Source organism: Novosphingobium sp. MMS21-SN21R (assembly GCF_031846015.1).
GTDB lineage: Bacteria > Pseudomonadota > Alphaproteobacteria > Sphingomonadales > Sphingomonadaceae > Novosphingobium.
Genome location: NZ_JAVRDU010000001.1, coordinates 2,170,853 through 2,189,484 on the forward strand (window position 1 = coordinate 2,170,853; position 18,632 = coordinate 2,189,484).

The window sequence follows — 18,632 nt, forward strand, 5'->3', positions numbered from 1 at the left end:
GATCACTCGGCCTGCGCCGCACGCAGGACCTCTTCGATGGTGGTGAGGCCTTGAGCCGCCTTGGCAAGCCCATCCTCGAACAGGCTGGTCATCCCGCCGGCGCGGGCTGCATCGGAAATCGTGCGGGTATCGCTGCCGCTCAGGATCAGGCGGCCGACCACGTCATCAACCGGCAGGAACTCGAGCACGGCAACGCGGCCCGCATACCCAGTGCCGCCACAGACATCGCACCCGACCGGACGGCAATAGCTGCTTGCGTCTGGAATGCGCGCACCGTGGGCAATCTCTGCCAATGCCGCACTGGCATCATACGGCAGCTTGCATCGCCCGCACAGCCGCCGCACCAGCCGCTGGGCGAGAACGCCGCGCAGCACCGAGCTCAGCAGAAACGGCTCCACCCCCATGTCGACGAGCCGCGATACGGCACCAGCTGCCGTATTGGTGTGCAGCGTCGACAGGATCAGGTGCCCGGTCAGCGCCGCCTGCACTGCAATCAGGGCAGTTTCAGGATCACGGATTTCACCGACCATGATCACATCCGGGTCTTGCCGGAGGAACGAGCGCAAGGCCGCGCTGAAGGTGTAGTCGATGGCCGGGTTGACTTGCGACTGGATCACGCCCGGCAAGCGATATTCGATGGGATCTTCAACTGTCAGCAACTTGCGATCGGGCGCGTTCAGCTCGGAAAGGGCTGCGTAGAGTGTGGTCGTCTTGCCGCTGCCGGTCGGTCCGGTCACCAGCACAATACCATGCGGGTGGCTGACGGCGCGGCGAAACGACCCGACGATTTCCGCCCCGAACCCGAGCGTCGCAAAGTCTAGCGCCAGAGAAGACCGGTCCAGAATGCGCATGACCACAGATTCACCGTGGATCGAGGGCGCCGTCGCCACGCGCAGGTCAATCTCGTGCCCGCGCACGGCAACGCGCATGCGCCCGTCCTGCGGTTTGCGCCGTTCGGCAATGTCGAGCGACGCCATGACCTTGATGCGCGAAACGAACGACGAGCGCATCGCCGCAGGCAGCGGCGGCAGATGGCGCAATTGCCCGTCGACGCGCAAACGCACGGCGAGCACGTCTTCAGCCGGTTCGATATGAATGTCGGACGCCTGCGCATCGACCGCCTGTGCGATCAGGCGGTTGACCGCGCGGATCACCGGCGCATCGCTGACGACGTCCTTCAGCCGCTCCAGATCATCGTCATCGATGACGTCGCCGACAGGAACGTCGCTGTCCGTGGCATAAAGACGCTCGATCACCGCTTCGATGTCGGATGCCCGTGCTACGGCAAGGTCGACCGGGCAGCCGAAGGCAAAGGCCATGGCCTCTGCCGCAAAGCGCTCGAACGGATTGCTGACGGCAATCAGCACCCGCGCGTTCGGTGACTGGCCGCTACGAGACACCGGAACGGCACGAACATCATGCAGGAACGCTGCAGAGAGCGGCGGTCCGTCGATGGCCTTGGCAGGCATCCTCGCGCGGTCGAGCAAGGGCAGAGCGCTGGATTTTGCGATCGCGGCGGCCAGCACTTCCTCGGAGGCCAGTCCCAGCCGGGTGATGATGGAATCCAGCCGCTCGCCGCTTTCGCGCTCCACCAATCGGGCGCGGTTGAGCGCTTCGGCCGACAACCCGACATTCCGTGTCAGAACTTCAAGCAATTCGTCGGCAGGCGACAAATTCCGGTCGTTCACTGCAGCATCGGAGAACAATTCCCCAGCGCCTACAAACGTCTCGGAAGCTTCAAGCTGGTCCATGGCGGGGCGACGGTCTTCCAATGTGAACTGCCCGCAGCATGACCGGCCTGCACGCTAGTGCAGACGAACAGAAGTGCCGGGGCAATGAGGCGCGCTAGCCGCCGAAAGCTACCGTTCTGTTGCAATTGCGTGGCGATTGTCAGGCGGTTTTGTGCCTTTCCGACGCAAGCAGACATAGCTTCAACGCCGTTACGCAACGTTCATATATGGCGCATAATTTTGAAATCGCCCTCCGATAGAAGGCGAATCGCGGACCGAGAAGGTTCGCATCAACCTAATAAGATCGTGACTAAAAGTCTTTGCACCCGAATATCTTAGACAACCCTGCGGCCTGCACAGCCCAAGTACTGAGATAGACCGGTTAGCTTAACCCTTAATTTACGATTTTTACGATGGTTGATCGCAATGTATTTCGGCACCCATCTCGATGATGGTTGGTCAAATACGCAGTGAATTCTATCTTCTGACGAGGAATCAAAAATGAAAACCACCAAGTTGAGCCTGTTGGCAGCCTCGATGCTTGCCAGCACCATTGCCAGCGGCGCGCAGGCCCAGGCCGTCAACCCCGGTCCGGACGTTCTTCACGGCGTTGGCGCTTCGTCGATCACTTATGTGCTCGTCCAGGACATGAACTGCCTTTCGGCAAACAACCCGGCCGGCAACAACAACAACACCACGTCGGTTGTCCCTGAAGGCAACTACCTCGGCGTTGGCCTCACGCCGAAGCCGCTCGATTGCGCCACCACCGATCTTCAGCCGAACAACTCGGGCCTCTATGTGGCAACCGGTTCAGGTGACGGCCGCAAGGGCTGGCGCACGTTCGCTTCCGTGTTCGGCGGCAGCAAGGTCAACCCGTTTGACCCTGCCAACAACCTGCCCGCATGGTCGCACTACCAGTTCGCATTCTCGGACGGCCCTATCTCGCAGTCGGACCAGACCACGTTCGTGGCCTCTTCGGCCACCAACAAGCTTGGCAATGCGATCCAGATCCCGCTGTTCGCCCTGCCTGTCGCGCTGGCCTACAACCCGGTTTACGGTCGTGATACCGTTGCCGGCAAGGACCTCAAGTTCAACGTCAAGTCGACCTACGTCCAGAAGGACGCAGCCGGCAATCCCGTTGGCGGTCTGCGCATGAACCGCACCGACTACTGCGAAATCTTCAACGGCGTCATCACTGACTGGACCGACGCCAAGCTCAAGACCCGCAACGGCGGCCTTTCGCTTCTTGATCCGACCGATCCGCGCGGCGTAAGCGCACCTACCCCGATCCGCCTCGTTGGACGTTCGGACTCGTCGGGCACCACCGACATCTTCACGCGCCACCTCGCTGCAGTTTGCGGTGCTGACGTGAATGCCGGCGGCATCAACAAGTTCAACCGCGCTGCTGGCGGTCTGCCTTGGGAATCGTCGCTGAACATGGTCAGCGTTGATGGCGGCACGGTTTACACCGGTTCGCACGGCACCGGTTTTGCAAACGCCACCAACGACGTTGCCCACCAGTCGCTCAGCGGCGCTTACTACAACAAGACCACTGGTGCGATCGTCACCACGCTTGGTGTTGAAACTGCTGGCAAGTTCATGATCGCCAACGGCACGAGCGGTGTTGCTGGCGCCATCAACCTGGCACCTGACCGCGCTTCGACCAACGGCGTTCTGCTGAACGGCAAGCTGGGCTACACGGGTTCGGACTTCGTTGCTCCGGCTCCGCTCGGCACCGGCGTGTTCAGCGTCGCGCTTCAGGTTGGCGGCGCAGGCACGGTTTACGCCATGCCGAACGCAACCAACGGTGCTGCTGCATTCGGTGCAAGCACGGCTGCAATCCTGCCTCCGCAGTCCATTGCTTCGTCGGGCGCCTACAGCACGGCTGACACGCGCACGATCGTCAACCCGACCACCGGCCTTGCCGAACCGGTTGACCGCGCCAACCCGCTCCACTGGACCGGCGTGCTTTATGCCAACCCCGCCAACACGCTGGCAGCTCCTGTAAAGGGCTACGCCATCACTGGCGTAACCATGATGCTGCCTTACCAGTGCTATGCCAACGCCAACACGCGCCTTTCGGTCAACAACCTGATCGCGCTCATTGCCGGCAAGGCGACCAAGGAAGCTCCGCTGGTGTTTGACGCCAACGCCTTCATCAGCACCTCGAAGACCGGCCCTGGCATCAACGTCCAGTCGGGTATTGCTCCGATGCCTGCCGCCTGGCGCGCTGCCATCGCCGAAACCTTCCTGAAGTCGTCGACCCAGCTCGGCGCTACGGGCGGCACCAAGCTTGGTCAGATCAACGTCGCTTATGACGCTGTGAAGAAGGGCTACTACACCGTTCCGGGCACCGGCAACGGCCTGTGGATCCAGAGCGTCATCCCGACCTCGGCGACGACTGTCGCTTCGGCCAAGAGCAACGCGAACTGCACCCCCGGTATGGGCGCCTGATAAGCCCCTGCACTTCGGTGTAAGAAACGACGGCCCCGGAGAAATCCGGGGCCGTTTTTTTATCGCAATGTCATCCGGTCGCCCTCGATCGTGACCGATCCGAGGCGTGAAAGCACGTTCTGTCCGAGCAGTGACGTTCGCAGAGGGCCGCTCGCCACCATTGCCGGCACGCCTGCCGCCATGTTCTGACCGATCTCAAGGTTTGCCAGCACGATCCGGGCCATCGGCGAAGCGCCTGCTGCCGTGTCCGCGCTGTCGCCAAAGGTGATCTGGCCGGGGTCCACTCCGACCCGGCGCGCGTCTTCCGCCGAGAGCACAGTATACGAAGCTCCGGTATCGACGATCAGACGCACGACTGCGCCGTTTATCCGCGCCGAGACGTAGAAGAGGCCGTCCTCCTCGCGCCACAGCGTGTCCGCGCCATCGCCGCCGCCAAGCCGGACGAAGCCCCGCGCGCTGACCGGAACAGCAGCCGGTTCAGATCGCGCAGGCCCTAATTCCCGAACAGCGGCAAGAGACTGCTGCAAGTCCGCTTTCAGTCGCGTCAGGTCCAGACGGGCGTGCCTTACCCGGGACCGGCGTCGTGGGTGCAGATTGACAGCGAACTCAGGGAGCGAAACCGCTGGCATGCCTTGCCGGACAAGCGGTACCAAAGCGGCGCTGGCAAAGACCCACGCCGGATCAGCTTCGGCGGCGACGACAGGCGAAGCTGCCATTCGGGAAGCGCTGTCCGCAACCTCGCCAGCCCCGGCATTGCCCGGTTCGCCAAGCGATAGGATGAAGGCCAGAACATTGAAAAACATGGGCATCCCGCTCGAAGAGAGGAGCTCATGTCTTGCTACGGGTGTGGCTTATCCCTGCTTAAGTGCAGTATCGGGATGACTCCTGGCTCGCTGATAACCAGCGTTTAACGCCTCGTCAGGAGCACCGCGGACGGCCCCGGTTCCGGGACCGTCCGCGGTCAATTATTGCGCGGCGCAAGTGCCGGCGCTGCGATCTTCGTCCGAACACTCCGGCCCCACCGCCCCGGTAACGTCCACGGTAATGATCGTACGGTCCGAACCGCTGCTGTCAGACCCTGCAACCCGTGCAGCGTTGGCAGCGACGGCCGAAGCCGCACTGGCGGGCGTGACCGGCGCTGCGACCACTGCGCCACTGGGCACGCCGCTGACCGTTCCGCTGGTCTGGAAGTTGTCGGCGTTAGCCACCCGAGCGGCGGCAACGAAGATGTTGCCCGAGGCGCGCACGCCTGCGTCGCCAGCGTCAACCTCGCCAACTGGTGCAACCAGGATGATCGCCGAATCCGCATCGGTCGGGTTCTGCTTGAACGCACCGATGCCGGCGCCTGCGACACTGCCGGCCGAGTCGACTTCGCTCAGGCCATCGGGATTGAAGCGCTGGGTGATCGGCGGGAAGTTCGACGAACTTTTCGGCCCCTGTCCCGCGTTGAGATTGCCGTTCGACGACCACAACGTGATGGCCCCGCCGGCTTGCGTGAACAGACGGCTCTGGTTCAGACGAAGGTCGCCGTCAGTATAGCTGCTGATCGAGCCGCCACGCAGCGTGAGGATACCCTCGAAACCGATTGGCACACCGGTGAACGGAAGCGGGCTAGCGCGTGACGCGAGCGGGAGCCCGCCGCCGATGTAATTGACCGCCGTCGTCACCTTCCGCGTGGGCTGAACGCTGGTGCGGACCACCGAACCACCAATGAAATCGCCGCCAGGCCCGAGGATGGTGATGTCACCGCCGCGCGTCGTCTCGATCGTCGAAAGGCGTAAGTCGACGTTGCCCGTCAGCACTCGGGTAGCGACCTGCGGCTCGCCATTGACGATGTTGCGCACGGGCACGCCGAGCGGGTGATCGGCATTCACCGTCGCCGGATCGGTCGTGTAAGGTGCGAGGTTGTCGGTGTAGCCAAGGCTCGTCGGGAACAACGTCTGAACCGCGCGGTAGCCACGGATGTACTGCTGGAACGACGTTCCGGTCGGGTCTGCCGGAGCAGCCAGCTCGCCGAAATAGAGCGTGTTCACCAGGAAGCGGTTCTGGACGATCTGGGACAGGTTGGTGAAAGCCGCGTAGAGGTTGTTGACCCGGGAATAGGCGGCACTGGTCAGCGCGGCGTCATCAGCCAAGGACAGGTCACCGAATACCGCACCGAACGCATCGGGCGCATTCACCTTCAGCCATCGGGCCAATTTTGGCGCATAGACCGGCTTGCTGCGGTCAGGACTCTTGTTGCCGTTCACGTCGGTGATCTGCTCGAACAGATCGCCATCGAGTTGCACGTAATTGGCCGGATTGAGATAGGTCTCGCGCAACGCGACGTAGTCAGCGCCATTGGCGATGCCGAAACCAATGCCGAGGTCGGCGCCCTGCGCAGGCAGCCACGGATTGAAATCGTTGCCCACCGTGCGGATGCCACCTGCATAGGCAACGCCGCCCACCGTGGCCGATGTGATGAACGGCCCGAGGTTGCGCCCGGCCTCGATGTTGAAAGCGCCCGGTCCGCCCAGCGTGAAGCTGTTGCCAAGCACGAAGCTCTTGGCGCCGCTGCTGAGGTTCGAGGTGGACGAGCCGATGATATCTCGACCGGCGGTTATGCGCGTGATGTCGGTGGAGGCGACGTTCTGGCCGGTGAAGTAGGTATCGATGATATCGACGCCCGCGCCGATACGGCCCTGCTTTGCCAACAGAATGTTCGAATTACGGATCGACCCGTCCACGAATATGCGGGCCGGGTCGGTATCACCCAGATGCAGCGCGGTACTGGCGTGATAGAGCCGGAGTTGCGCGTCGGACGTGGTGGACGAGAAGACGGGGAACAGGAACGGCAAGGCGTTGCCCGAAATCAGGGCAGGCACATTTACCCCGGCAGAGTTGACGACGTTCGGCCCTTCGCCGGTGAATGCCGAGAACCTGCCCGGAAGCAGTGATGGATCGCTGTCGAGCATCGCAATCGAGGTCGAAACGAGCGAACCGCCAGACAGCAGGCTCAACTGCCCGATGGGCGACGGATAGAGAAGATAGGGCGTGCTTCCGTCGAGCGACGAGAACAGCGCGATATCGTCGGTAAATGATGTGATCTGCAGGCTTGGCGGAAGCACGAAGCCGAGCACGCTTTGCAGGCCCGTCGGAAGTGCGGCGAACCCGCCCGCCGATTCAAAGTCACCCGACAGCGTGACCGCGCCGGTTGCGACCAGATTGATGCCCGAGATCGAGGTAAAGTTGCCGAGCGAGTTGTACGATGCGGCGTAGGAGTCGGTGCCGGCTGAATTGAAGCTGACGCCAAGAGCTTGCGCACCCGTTGCCGAAATGCTGCCCTGTACATTGGCCAGCACGGTCGCGTCTCCAAGCCTGAACCTGAGCGAATCCACCGTGTCTGAACCCCGGACAAGCGCAGCGCCGGTGGTAATGTCGCCCGAAACGCTGATTTCCGCCCGGCCCGATGCGATATCGAAGCGCCCGCCGACGAGATCGTCACCGGACTGCACGGCCAGGTTTCCGCCCCCGACAGTGACCAGAACCGGAGCCGCCAGAGCAGATCCGCCAGTGGAGGTTGCGGTGGCAGAAACGGTTCGTTCGACACTTGGGCTCAGGCTCTGGCGAGCGCCTGCCGTGGCAAAGCTGGTATCGATCGCCAGCGTCAGGCCGGAAACACGGCCGCCTGCCGAGATGTCGATATTCCCGCCGCCCAGCGCACCAATGCCCGAGGTAAACAGGTTGGGCGAAATGGCGGCAAGCGAATCCTGCCCGATCGCGCCGGTGCGCCAGCGCTGGTCGGCAGTCCCGATCCTCGATGCAATGGATCCCAGGTTCTGGAGATTGTTGGGTTGGGTGTTAGCGGTCGATCCGGGGCGCGTGTATTCAACCGCATTGCCTGCGAACCGTGCGCTCCACAGATCCTGCCGTCCGAGGACGTTGCCGCCTGCATTGAGGCTGATCGCGCCACCTTCTTCAAGCGCCTGCGGCAACACGAAGAACTGTTCGAGTGGTGACGGCAGGTAGCTGGCTACGAGTGCTGCCTGATTGGCCTGGTTGAAGACGAGCGAGATTGAGGCGGAAACCGCACCGTCAACCGTGCTCGCTGCGCGCGCGGTGGACAGAGCCACGTGGCCTGCAGAGTAGACCGCACTACCGCCAACCTGATAGCGCGTCGAAGCGTCGTTGGGGTCGGAGCGATATACGGGGTCGGCCGAGCGCAGCAGGCTGATGTCACCGGCCGCAGCGATGTCGATCGTGCCATCGCCAGTGCGGACAAACGAACCGTAGTTCACCGTGCGTGACTGCGCGGGGACGAGCGGCGCCTTGGGCACGGGAACGGGAGCGTCGAAGAACCCTTCGGTAACCTTGGAAGCAACCGTCTGCGCCACCGTAAGACCGGACTGGGGATCGATGCTGTTGAGGAAGCCCAGAATGTCGCTGAAGCGTGCTGCAACACCCGAGGGCGACCGCGTAGCGCCTTGCGCAATGCCAACGCGCAAAACAGCCTTCTGGCTGTCGTTCAGCGCGCCATAGGCGGCAAAGTCATAGGTCCCGCCATCGACCAGGTCGAAGTAGGCGGTTGCAGCCTGGCGCAGATAATCCGCCTTGGCCGAAGCGCTGCCCCAGTTGAGTACGGCATAGCGCTCGCCAGTCGAATCAGCATCGATGCCTGAAGCGCTGGCTCCGGCCGCATTGACGAGGAAGTTGTTGTCGACCGAGACGTTCGCGGTAGTGCGGTCGCTTGCCGTGATGCGCAGTTGCAGGTCTGCGAGGCCCGTGGCCGGATTGTTGCCGAACGCTGCGGTGCCGCGCAGCGCGGTGACCGTATAGCTGTGTTCACCCGCAATCGACACATCACCGCTGACTGAGCGATCAACGTGCAGCGGATCGGCGGACTGGACCTCGCCGGCGCCTGCCACAAGGCGGATGCTCGACGAGCGCGCAAAGGCAGAACCACCGTCCAGTAACGGGAACAGGTCTGCATTGGCGAGCGGATTGCCGACGTTGTTGAAATCAACGTCCAGTCCACCGACCGACGCTGCCGAGTTTGCCAGCTGCGAGAACGGTGCTTCGATCACCGCCGTCACGTCATCGCCTGCGCCGATCAGACCGAGATTGATGGTCGCCACGGTGGCAGGGTCGAACGGATTTTGCGCGCTGGGCTGGTAACGGGCTGCGGCAACATCGGCGAAGTTGCCAAGCGAGCCGCAATCGAGCGAGGCAGCCCCGCCACAGATCAGGGTGCCTGACGGCAGCACAGTGCGGTTGTCCCCGCCCAACTGGTAGGCGACGTAGTCCGGGTTGCTGCGATCACGGAAGACGAAGAACCCGTCCGAGATACTGTAGAAGCTGGTCAGCGACTTCGCCGCCCGCAGGGTCAGCACCGGCGCTTCGCCAGAGGCCTTGCCGCCGACGCGATAGGTGAAATCGGTGTAGTTCTGGAACAGGTTAGCATCCTGCCCGGCTGCGACCGCATAATAGGGAACGCCGAAGCCATCGACGCCGCCATTGTTGAAGTTCAGCCCCGGCAGCGCCACCAGCACGCCGTCTTCGGCCGCGCGGACCACATCGACTGTGCCCGCCCCGAGGTTCCAGTTGCTCTGCAGCGTGATTGAGGAACTCGACGCAAGCTCGATGCCGGGACGCAGGCGGATGGCTGTGCCAAACGAGCTGCCGTCAGCTGCGGTAATACCGAAATTGCGGATGAAATTCGGAATGGACTGCAGCCCGTCCGCGGTCACGAAGTCGCTCGCCAGGATGTTTCGGGTCAGCGAATAGGGAGCATAGTTGCCGTCGTCATTGACGTCGTCGGAACCGGCGAGAAGGTTGAGTTCGATGCCCGAGCGCGTCGGGCTGACGCCGTAGAAGTCGGGAACACCGGCATTGGCCTTGAGGCTGGTGGTATAGCGGGCGGCCAACGCGTCGAGGTCGTAGCGCTTGAAGCCTTCGATCTGGATCGAGGACGCGCCGACAAAAGCGGACGCACCGGGCAGGCTGATGTTGACCTTTGAACCCGTCGCATCGTCCACCGGCGCGCGCAGGTTGATTGCCCCGCCCTTGTCCGCCGAGACGAAGTTGAACACCGTGACAGGTGTGAGTGAACCCGCATCGGTGACTGTCTGCGCGACTAGCCTGTTGCCGGTCTGCCCGCTGGTGCGGTGGACGCCGACATCGATCTTGGCACCACTCTCGATCGTCAGCGCAGCCGTCTGGCTGCCGATACCCAGAGTAACGTTGCCCGCGCTTGCGGAACGGGTGTCGGCGTCAAGATAGCCGCTGGTATGCGTGTCCAGAACCGCAGTCTGAGCAAGACGAACGCCGTTGTTGCCGTAAAGGGTAATCGCGCCGCCGTTGACGTCGATGTCCTTGGCTGCAGCAAGTTTCATTCCGGCGACCGAGCGGCCCGATGTGTCGATGGTGCCAGCGATGACGATCTGGCCCTGATCCGCACCGAAGCCGTCGGCGGTCAGGCTGAAGCTCTTTGCGCGGACCGACTGTCCCGCTGCCAGCGTCAGGTTGCCCGCGCCTGCGCGGATCGCGATGTCGCCCTGGAATAGTTTGCCATAGCGGTTGACGAAGTCTGTCAGGTCGAACGCAGATGTCTGCGCATCAAGCGCCAGCGAGGCGCTGCGTGTTCCGGTGACGCCCGGATTGAATGTGCCAGCCAGCGTGATTGCGCCGCGGCTGGCGATGAGGTTGAGTGCCCCTGCCGACCCGACGCCGGTATCGACGACCAGCGAGGAACCGGCCGAAGTGCTGATATCACCGCCGAGCGAGACAAGCCGTACGGTCCCGCCGCCAGCCGAGACCGTGACGGAATCAACCTTGTCGCCGAAGGTCTTGGTAAAGCCCGGTGTGGCGAGCGACGCACTACCGGTCAGCGAGATGTCGCCTTGCGCCGCTATGTCGATGAAGCCGGAGGTGGCGATGATCGCCGCAGAATTCACTGTTACGCTCGCAGTGGGCGCATCGGCGGAGCCGATTGCGATCCGGGCGCCGGGCGCGCGGTTTCCGGTCGGCGCGAGCGCCGCTGTCCCGGCGGCAAGGCTTGGCGCGGAGAGCGTGAAGTCCGAGCGAGTGTTGAACTGGAAGTCCGGACGCACCTTCTGCAACTGCGGATCGGCCGCAAGTGCGCGATCGGCAATGAATGGCGCAATCAGCGAAAGCGTAGAGTCGGCATCACCCGCCGATCCGGCAATGTTGCCGACCGAAAGGCTACCTCTGCCCTGAACGTAAATACCCTTGGCAGCGGTCAACGAAACCGCGGACTGGTTGTTGAACCCATAGACGCCGAGCTTGCCCGACCCGAACGTGATCGTATCGGCGACCAGCGACAACGAACTGCCCGCGATCCCGCAGGACTTGGCGCCCGCAGCAACGCAACCGGAGTACGCGCCAGCCGAACTGTGCCAATCAAATGCCTTGGCATTGATCACGACGTCAACTGGCAGTGCATTGGCCGCTGGCGCGCCGTTGACGCGGCTGATTCCCTGGGAATCGAGCGTCAGATCATTAAACGTGTGCGTGCCTGCCGAGAACGCCACCGCATCGGGTGACCGCAAGGTCAGGTGCGTCGCCGCCGCGAACTTGGCTTCGATTTCCGGCAGGAAGCCGCCCGTGCCAAAACGCAGGCTGTCGCCGCTTACCGCGATGTTCGGTGCGGTCAGGACGGCGTCGTTCGAGATGCGGAAGGTCCGGCTTGAATCGAGCGCAATGTTTGCACCCTGCAGCGTCGCCGCACCGATGGTCAGCGTCGCGCGCCGCAACGAGTTGCGGGTCGCGAAATCGCCCTGCCGCTGGAAAAGACGCTCGGGTCCATTGGCGATGCGCAACGCTGCGCCGATGCCCGTCAGCGCGAACGGCCCTGCTGGCGAGGCGTCGGCATCGGAGGCAATGATGTAATCGCCGTCGCGCGGATCGGCCAGAACACCGGTTGCCGTAAGAACGGCCCCGGCCGCGATGGTCAGAGCCGGAGGTTCGAGACCTGCTGACGCATCCTTGGCGCCAACCGCAAACAGCAGTTCCGGCGCGCTGATGTTGGCGTCCGCATTGATCGTGATGTTCGATGCGGTGATGTTCAGCAGAGCCGTGCCGTCGCTTTGATTGTTGCGCTGGCCGCCGATGAACAGGCTGTTCGCATTGAGATTGTCGAGCGTCTGGTTCGACAGGAACAGCGCGCCGTCCGTGCCCGGATTTTCGGCGCCGATCACGATATCCGTGCCGCCAATGTCGATCGCAGTGCCCAGCCCGCCAGTGGCCGGCGTGAAATCGAACGTTCCGGCGACATTGAGCGACGCCAGCGGGCTGATGATCGTCCGCGCGCTGTCGAGCGCAAGCCGGGGCCGGATCAGGTCAAGCTGGTTGGCGCGCGTCGCCAATGCGGGGCTGACCGAGGTCGTCGTATTCTGCGAGTATCTGGAAATGGTCGTCTTCGACTGCAGCGTAAAAGAGCGCCTTGCCGACTGGGCCAGGTCTGTTCCGGACGTAGCGTAGTTGCCGCCGACGATCACGCTTCCGTCAAGCAACGTCTGCGAAGTGCCGGGCGCTGGGGCAGCCGTGCCAGAGTTCTCGACCAACCGGTAGGCACCGGGAAGCAGCGCATAGTGCGCGGGAAGCAAGAGGTATTCGCCCGCAGGAACCCCTTCCGACCCATCAAGCTGCACGGTCAGGCCCGCCGAGGCACCATAGAGATCGACCGGACCGTTCGTCCCGTAGTCCGCCGAATAGAGCGGATCGTACATCGCCAGACTTTGCGCCTGTTCAACCGGTATGATCGCGAAGACCTGCCGCTTGTCGGCATACTGGAAGCCGGTTCCAGCAGCCGCATCATAAAGATTGGCGCTGAACTGATCGGCGTTGAAGCGGTCCAGCACATCGCGCGAACCGCCCGTGCCCGAAACGAATTCATACGCGAAAACATCGCCGCCGCCGCGGCCATCCACCAGCGCGCCCGCGTCGACCGAAATGGCCGAGCCTGCCATGATCAATTCGCCAGTTGGCGGCGAGGTGATCGGGTCATTGGCCGTGGGCGTGAAGAACACCTCGGTAAGGTCGGTGGTCGTGCCGTAAGGAATCGCTGCTGCCGTGCCGCCAATCTTGACGCCGGCTGCCGAAACGCTGGTCAGGCTGCCTGCGCCGAAGGTCAGCGTTTCGGTTGCAATGGCGCGCACTGTCCCGGCGCCAGGGGCCGATTGGCCGGCGATCGACACCGTACCATTGCCGCCGAATTCCAGCAGGCCGAGCGGTGCGGCCACGAAGCCGTTCTGCTCGATCGTCTTTGCCTGGACGCGCAAGTAGGACCCCGCGCTGAACGGGGTGACCTTGTTGAGATGCGTGCCGAGGAACGTGATTCTTGAATTGCCGAATGCGGCAATTTCAAACGGCAAGGCCGCACGGTCCAAGCGCCGCCCCGCACGCAAATCCTCAAGGATCTGCTGCAGGTTGCCCGTCCCCGTCGTCGCATAGACCCGGGCTGCGTCGACGGTCAGGTCACCCTGAGTGAGCAATTCACCGTTGAGCGTTCCGGGCGCGCCCGATGCCAGATTGGCGGTGTTGACGCCAGTCAGCCTGAGATCGCCGAGCGCGTTCAAGGTCGTGGACGCAATCGTCCCGTCGAACAGCGTTGCGCCGACGAAATCGATGCCTTGCGCGCCTGCGTTGAACGTCAGCTTGGCAGTGCCGGAATTTGCCGAAACCTTGTTGATATTGCCAAGATCCACGCCGCCGCGGAGGCTGGCGAAGCGGATGTATGGTGCTGATACTTGTGCGATGGTATCGGCCGTAGCGGAAACAATCACGTCCGCCGAAGCGTCTGGCGCGATGGTCCCGGCGAGGACCGGTGCGCTCGTGACGATCAGTGCCTTGTCGAGCGTCAACGAAACTGCGCCATCGAATGAGAGGCCGCCGCGAGCGATCAGCGTGTCGAAGCCGCCAGCTGCGATCTGACCGTCAAGCAGCCTGTCCGTGACATTGGCGCTGGAATTGTGAACCAAGGTGGGCCGGAGCCATTCCAGCGTTCCACCGGTTGCCGCAGTCGCCCCGCCCTGAGCGAGGATTGAGGCCCCGGCAATCGTACCACCGCCGAGGACCGACAATGTACCGCCGTCACTCCATTGCTGAACGGGCTGATATACGCCTGGCGTGTAAGCGACGTCGAAAGTAGCGCTCGCCCCGCGCAGATCGATCTTCGCCGACCGCAACGCGTTGAACGAGCCCGCGATCGACTGGCTGACGAAGAGTGCGTCGGCAATCGGCTTCGAACTGGCGAAGGGGTCCAGCCCGAACCGGGCTACCGGGAAGTACGGCGTGAGCAGGTTGATGTCTGCCGACGTGGTGATTTTTCCGCCCGAGACGATCCGTCCGTCGGCGATCTGCCCGCCGCCGCGCTTGATCGCAGTGAAGGGGTTGAAAATGGCCGCCCCGGAAAGGTCGGTTACGCTCCGCCCGGTCAGCACGACGGCCTGATCGGCGTCCAGTGTGCCGAGGTAGTAGACGCTGCCAGTCGCCGCGAGCTGGCGGTTGGTGAAAGCGAATTTTCCGCCTTGCGCGTCGTAAGTCAGTCCTGCCGCATTTTCCGCAGCGGCATCGAACGCGCCACCCTCGCCGCGCGCACCAAAGGCGTCATCCAGCGTCGTCTGGCTGGTGCCACCGATGCCAATCGAAAAGTCGCGCGAAAGGAACAGCGGGAGTTGCTGGTTCTGGTTCAACGTGCCGCCGTGCAATACGATCGACCCGTCGTTGTAGATCTTCGGAGCCGTGATGCTGGCGCCCGCGGCACCGATGATCTGCCCGCCCGCCTCGACATCGAGTTCGGTCAGTCCGGACATCACAAGATGGCCGGCGACCCGGTCCCAATCGGTTTGCGGGACAGCAGGCGTCAGGATGGAATCCAGACGGCTGCCCGATGCCAGCCCGCGCAACGCAGCTAGCTCCGCCGTACCGAAGCGGTTGGAATAGAGGCTTTGCGTGAGGTCGAGCGTTTCGCCAGCCTTGATCCGGAAGACGGTCGTTGCCAGCAGCGCCTCATTGGGCGCACCGCCTACTGCAAACAATCCGGGCTGCAGAACCGACCGGAACGTGTCAAAGCTCAGCGTGCCGAAGCCAGTCTGCTGCAGGAAGTCGAGGCCGATGTGGCTGCTGCCTGCTGCAACATCGGACCCGAAAGTGATGTTGGGCGCCGTCAGCGAGAAGGAGCCGCCACTGGAGAAGCCGAAGCCCTTGAGCGATGCCGCACCGAACGAGACTTGCGCGCGCTGCACGGAAGGAACGGTGGGCGCGTTGTAGTAAACTTGCTGACCATCGCTGTAGGACCGGACAATCGGCGCAAAGATCGTGGGAGCGCTGAAGGCGATGTCGCCGCCACGCGCGGTAGCTGAAACCGCACCGAGAGATGACACGTAAGCGCCCGCCGAAACGTCCAGCAGGGCGCTGGGCGCAATCGTGATGCTCCCGCTGAGATCAGCATAGTCGGTCGCTGGCCCGTCCGGCGTTTCCGAGATCTTGGCGAACTGGTTGGGTGCAACCGCCAGCGAGATCGACCCGCCATGCGTCCAGGCAGAGCCTTGCAACTGGTCGGCGACGCCAAAATCGTTGGTGAAGCGTCCAGCGACCGAAATGGTCCCGGTCACGTCAATATCGAATGGCCGCGGGGCCTCCGCGAGCGACGTGTAGCTTGCCGCGATGTTGTCAGCCGCCGTGTAAGGCGAGCCGATAGCGGTCAGATCGATGCCGATCCCGCTGCTGCCGAGCTGCAGGGTATTGGCAATGACGGCCCCGGACGAGATCGAAATCGCGCCATCGAAGCGGATTGACCGGCCTGCATCGACTCGCAGTGTGCCGCCAGCGGCTAGCGACACCGACGATGCGCCCGTTAATGTCGCCGCTGAAGGATCAAGCAACGTCTGGGCCGCACCGGCAAACATCACCGAGCCGGACGTCTGAAGGGTCAGCGCCGACAGGCCGGCACTGGTCAGCATCGCATCGTTCAGCAAGGTCTGAACGGTGCTTTCGCCGCCGGTCCGGGTGCCGCGATAAACCACGATGTCCGCGCCCGCTTCAGCTTGGGTGCCGCCCGAGAACGATCCGATCTGCACCCCGCCGCCCGACGGCAATTCATAGGCGCTGCCCTGAACCACGCGGGTGATGGAAGCGACAGAAGCCGTTCCGGTCGGTTCACGCGCGGCCTGAAGCTGGCGGGATCCTGCAAAGGCCTGCCCGGAAATCTGCCCGGCAAAGTCAATCGCGGGAGCGGACACGACCAGCGTTCCGGCATCACGGCCTTCGTCGTAACTTGCTTCGATCTGGTTGGCCTGGGCCACGCCATTGGTAAACGTATCGCTGACGGCAAAAGTAGGCTGGCTGCTCGTGTAACCATTGAGGATAGAGACGTAGACGTCGTTCGGATCAGCCTCGCCGATATCGACGATGCGGCCATCGGCAGTCACCAGCTTACTCGTCAGGACAGGGCCTGCGGCATAGTTGACCCAGCCACCGGAGATGTCGATGCGCGCGGTCGGTGCCACGAATACGCGCGGCGCAGTGGCGATATCTGTCAGGCTCGTCAGCGAACCGACATTGAGCGTGACGGAACCGCCCTTGGTCATCAGTTGCGCCGCCGTGGCGGGGATCTGGCTGGCGAGGCTGCCCGCCTCGATCAGCGGCGAGCCAATCCATGCAACGCCGTCGGCACGCACGCCGGACAGACGCGGATCGACGTAAAGCGTGCTACCGTTAAGGGTAAAATTGCCATCGATTGCGGTTTCGCGATAGTTGGGCGTATCGCGCAACTCGTTGCGTTTTGCGGGCGAAATCTTGAGGCTGTTTACCGACGAGGCGAGTTGGTAATCCTTTATTCCGCCGACATCGATCGTTGCACCTGACAGGATGTCGATGGAACTTGGCAGCACGGACAGTTCGTCGGCCACCGTCGCCGCCTTGCGGCCCACGACGACGTTTGCGCTCGGTGCGTAGACAAGGCTGTTCTGCCCGAATGTAACCTTACCGGGCACGAGCGTGCCAAGAATGTCGTTGGTTTCGTCGGTGCGGCCGATCGCGCCGATTTCGATCTGCGATGCCTTGAACGACGGCGGATTGGCTGCGCTGCCTTGCGGAATCGTGGTGCCATCGCTGTCGGGCAGAATCGAAATCCCGCCTGCTCGCGCGAGTTCGCTGTTCCCGCCCAGCACAACCGTTCCGGCGTTCAGGGCAATCTTGCCGTTTCTCGAAACACTTGTGGTCGCGCTCAACAGCCCGTTGTTGGTCACCGCTCCTCGAAGCCCGGCGCCAAGAGAGATGTAACCGCGAACCGATTCGATCAAACCGGTGTTGACCACGCTGCCGTCGTCGACCGCCGATGTCAGCGCATTGGCGGCGGTCTGGTGATTGCCGCGCCCCTGCGTGAACGACCGGAGGATATATCCGCGCACGAACGGGTCGATCGACTGATCGCTCCCGGTCGATACCGACGCGAAAATCTGGCGACCTGCCTGAAGACTGACCTGGCCATTGATCGCGCTGAGGTGGCCAGCTGAGTTGATCTGGGGGGCAGCGAGAATGATGAACCCGCCGCTGCTCGACGTGATTTTCGCCCCCGCATCGAGGGTAATTCCCCCCTCAAGCGTCTCGGGCGGCAAATCGACGCTCGTGCCGATGCCTGAAGGAGTCCGGATGAAGTAGTCGGGCGCCAGAAGCGGCGTGAATTTGCCACTGTCGAAGAACAGGCCGTTCTGCAGGTAACTTTCGTTGCGCGCCTTGAGGCGCTTTGGATCAGGCGCACCGGTATAGACGCTGGCCGCGCCGATTTCGAGCGAACTGACCAGCAACGAATAGAGATTGACCTGACTGTTCTGGCCAAAGATCACGCCGCGCGAATTAAGCACGGCAACCGTGCCGTCGGCCTTGATCGAACCCAGCACAGTGCTTGGCGCGACCGAATCGACAACGCGGTTGACCACGGTCCAGCCCGGCTGCGCAACGCCGTTCAGCTTCTGATTGAAGGTGAGGACAGTGTTGGCGCCAATGTCGAAATTGTTCCACGAGAGCAGCGCGCGGGATTCGGTCTGGTTGATGGTGACGGTGGTCGTGCCGCCGGAAACGGTCTGGGTGGGCAGGCCTGCGCCTTGCCAGGTTGCCTTGCCGGTCGGGTCATTCACGGCAGACGCACTGGTAAGCAGGGTCGTCGACCTGGTCGTATCCCCTGCCCTCGCCGCTGCAATTGCCTGATTGATCGTGGCTATGGGATCGAGGCCCTTGGCATCGAGGCCGTCAACCGGATTGGTCCGGGTCGCCGCTAACGCCGCGTCGCGGGCTGACAGGACCATCGCGCGCATGTCTGCCACGCGCTGCTGATTGGCGATCTGATTCTGCAACGCCTGCTGCATGCTCGGCGAACGCACTGCCGAAACCGACGTCGCGGTGGGAACAGTGACCGCCGTTACGCCGGTACGTACGCTCATCACCGGAGTG

Annotated in this window: 4 protein-coding genes; 1 reads left to right on the plus strand and 3 read right to left on the minus strand. The window is 63.0% G+C overall.

From position 1 onward, the window contains the following. Positions 1-2: 2 nt before the first annotated feature. A complete protein-coding gene (locus RM192_RS10445; protein ID WP_311507476.1) occupies positions 3-1,688 on the minus strand; it encodes an ATPase, T2SS/T4P/T4SS family in 1,686 nt (561 codons plus the stop codon). A 543-nt stretch (positions 1,689-2,231) separates the two neighbouring features. On the opposite strand from RM192_RS10445, the gene RM192_RS10450 reads away from it, so the two are divergent. Next, positions 2,232-4,184 carry a substrate-binding domain-containing protein gene (locus RM192_RS10450; protein ID WP_311507477.1) on the plus strand — a complete coding sequence of 651 codons (1,953 nt, stop codon included), beginning with the start codon at positions 2,232-2,234 and terminating at the stop codon, positions 4,182-4,184. A gap of 59 nt (positions 4,185-4,243) precedes the next feature. Here the strand turns inward: RM192_RS10450 and RM192_RS10455 are convergent, their stop codons facing one another. Together RM192_RS10455 and RM192_RS10460 are read right to left on the minus strand one after the other, a co-directional pair. Then, a complete protein-coding gene (locus RM192_RS10455; RefSeq protein ID WP_311507478.1) occupies positions 4,244-4,987 on the minus strand; it encodes a TIGR02281 family clan AA aspartic protease in 744 nt (247 codons plus the stop codon). A 162-nt stretch (positions 4,988-5,149) separates the two neighbouring features. Continuing rightward, positions 5,150-18,622, minus strand: a complete 13,473-nt coding sequence (locus RM192_RS10460) for a filamentous haemagglutinin family protein (RefSeq protein ID WP_311507479.1) — start codon at positions 18,620-18,622, stop codon at positions 5,150-5,152. Positions 18,623-18,632: the final 10 nt, after the last annotated feature.

Bases quoted from the DNA above. Each gene is read 5' to 3' on its own strand.
- RM192_RS10450 (WP_311507477.1), top strand. From the start codon at position 2,232: ATGAAAACCACCAAGTTGAGCCTGTTGGCAGCCTCGATGCTTGCCAGC.
- RM192_RS10460 (WP_311507479.1), bottom strand. From the start codon at position 18,622: ATGAGCGTACGTACCGGCGTAACGGCGGTCACTGTTCCCACCGCGACG.
- RM192_RS10455 (WP_311507478.1), bottom strand. From the start codon at position 4,987: ATGTTTTTCAATGTTCTGGCCTTCATCCTATCGCTTGGCGAACCGGGC.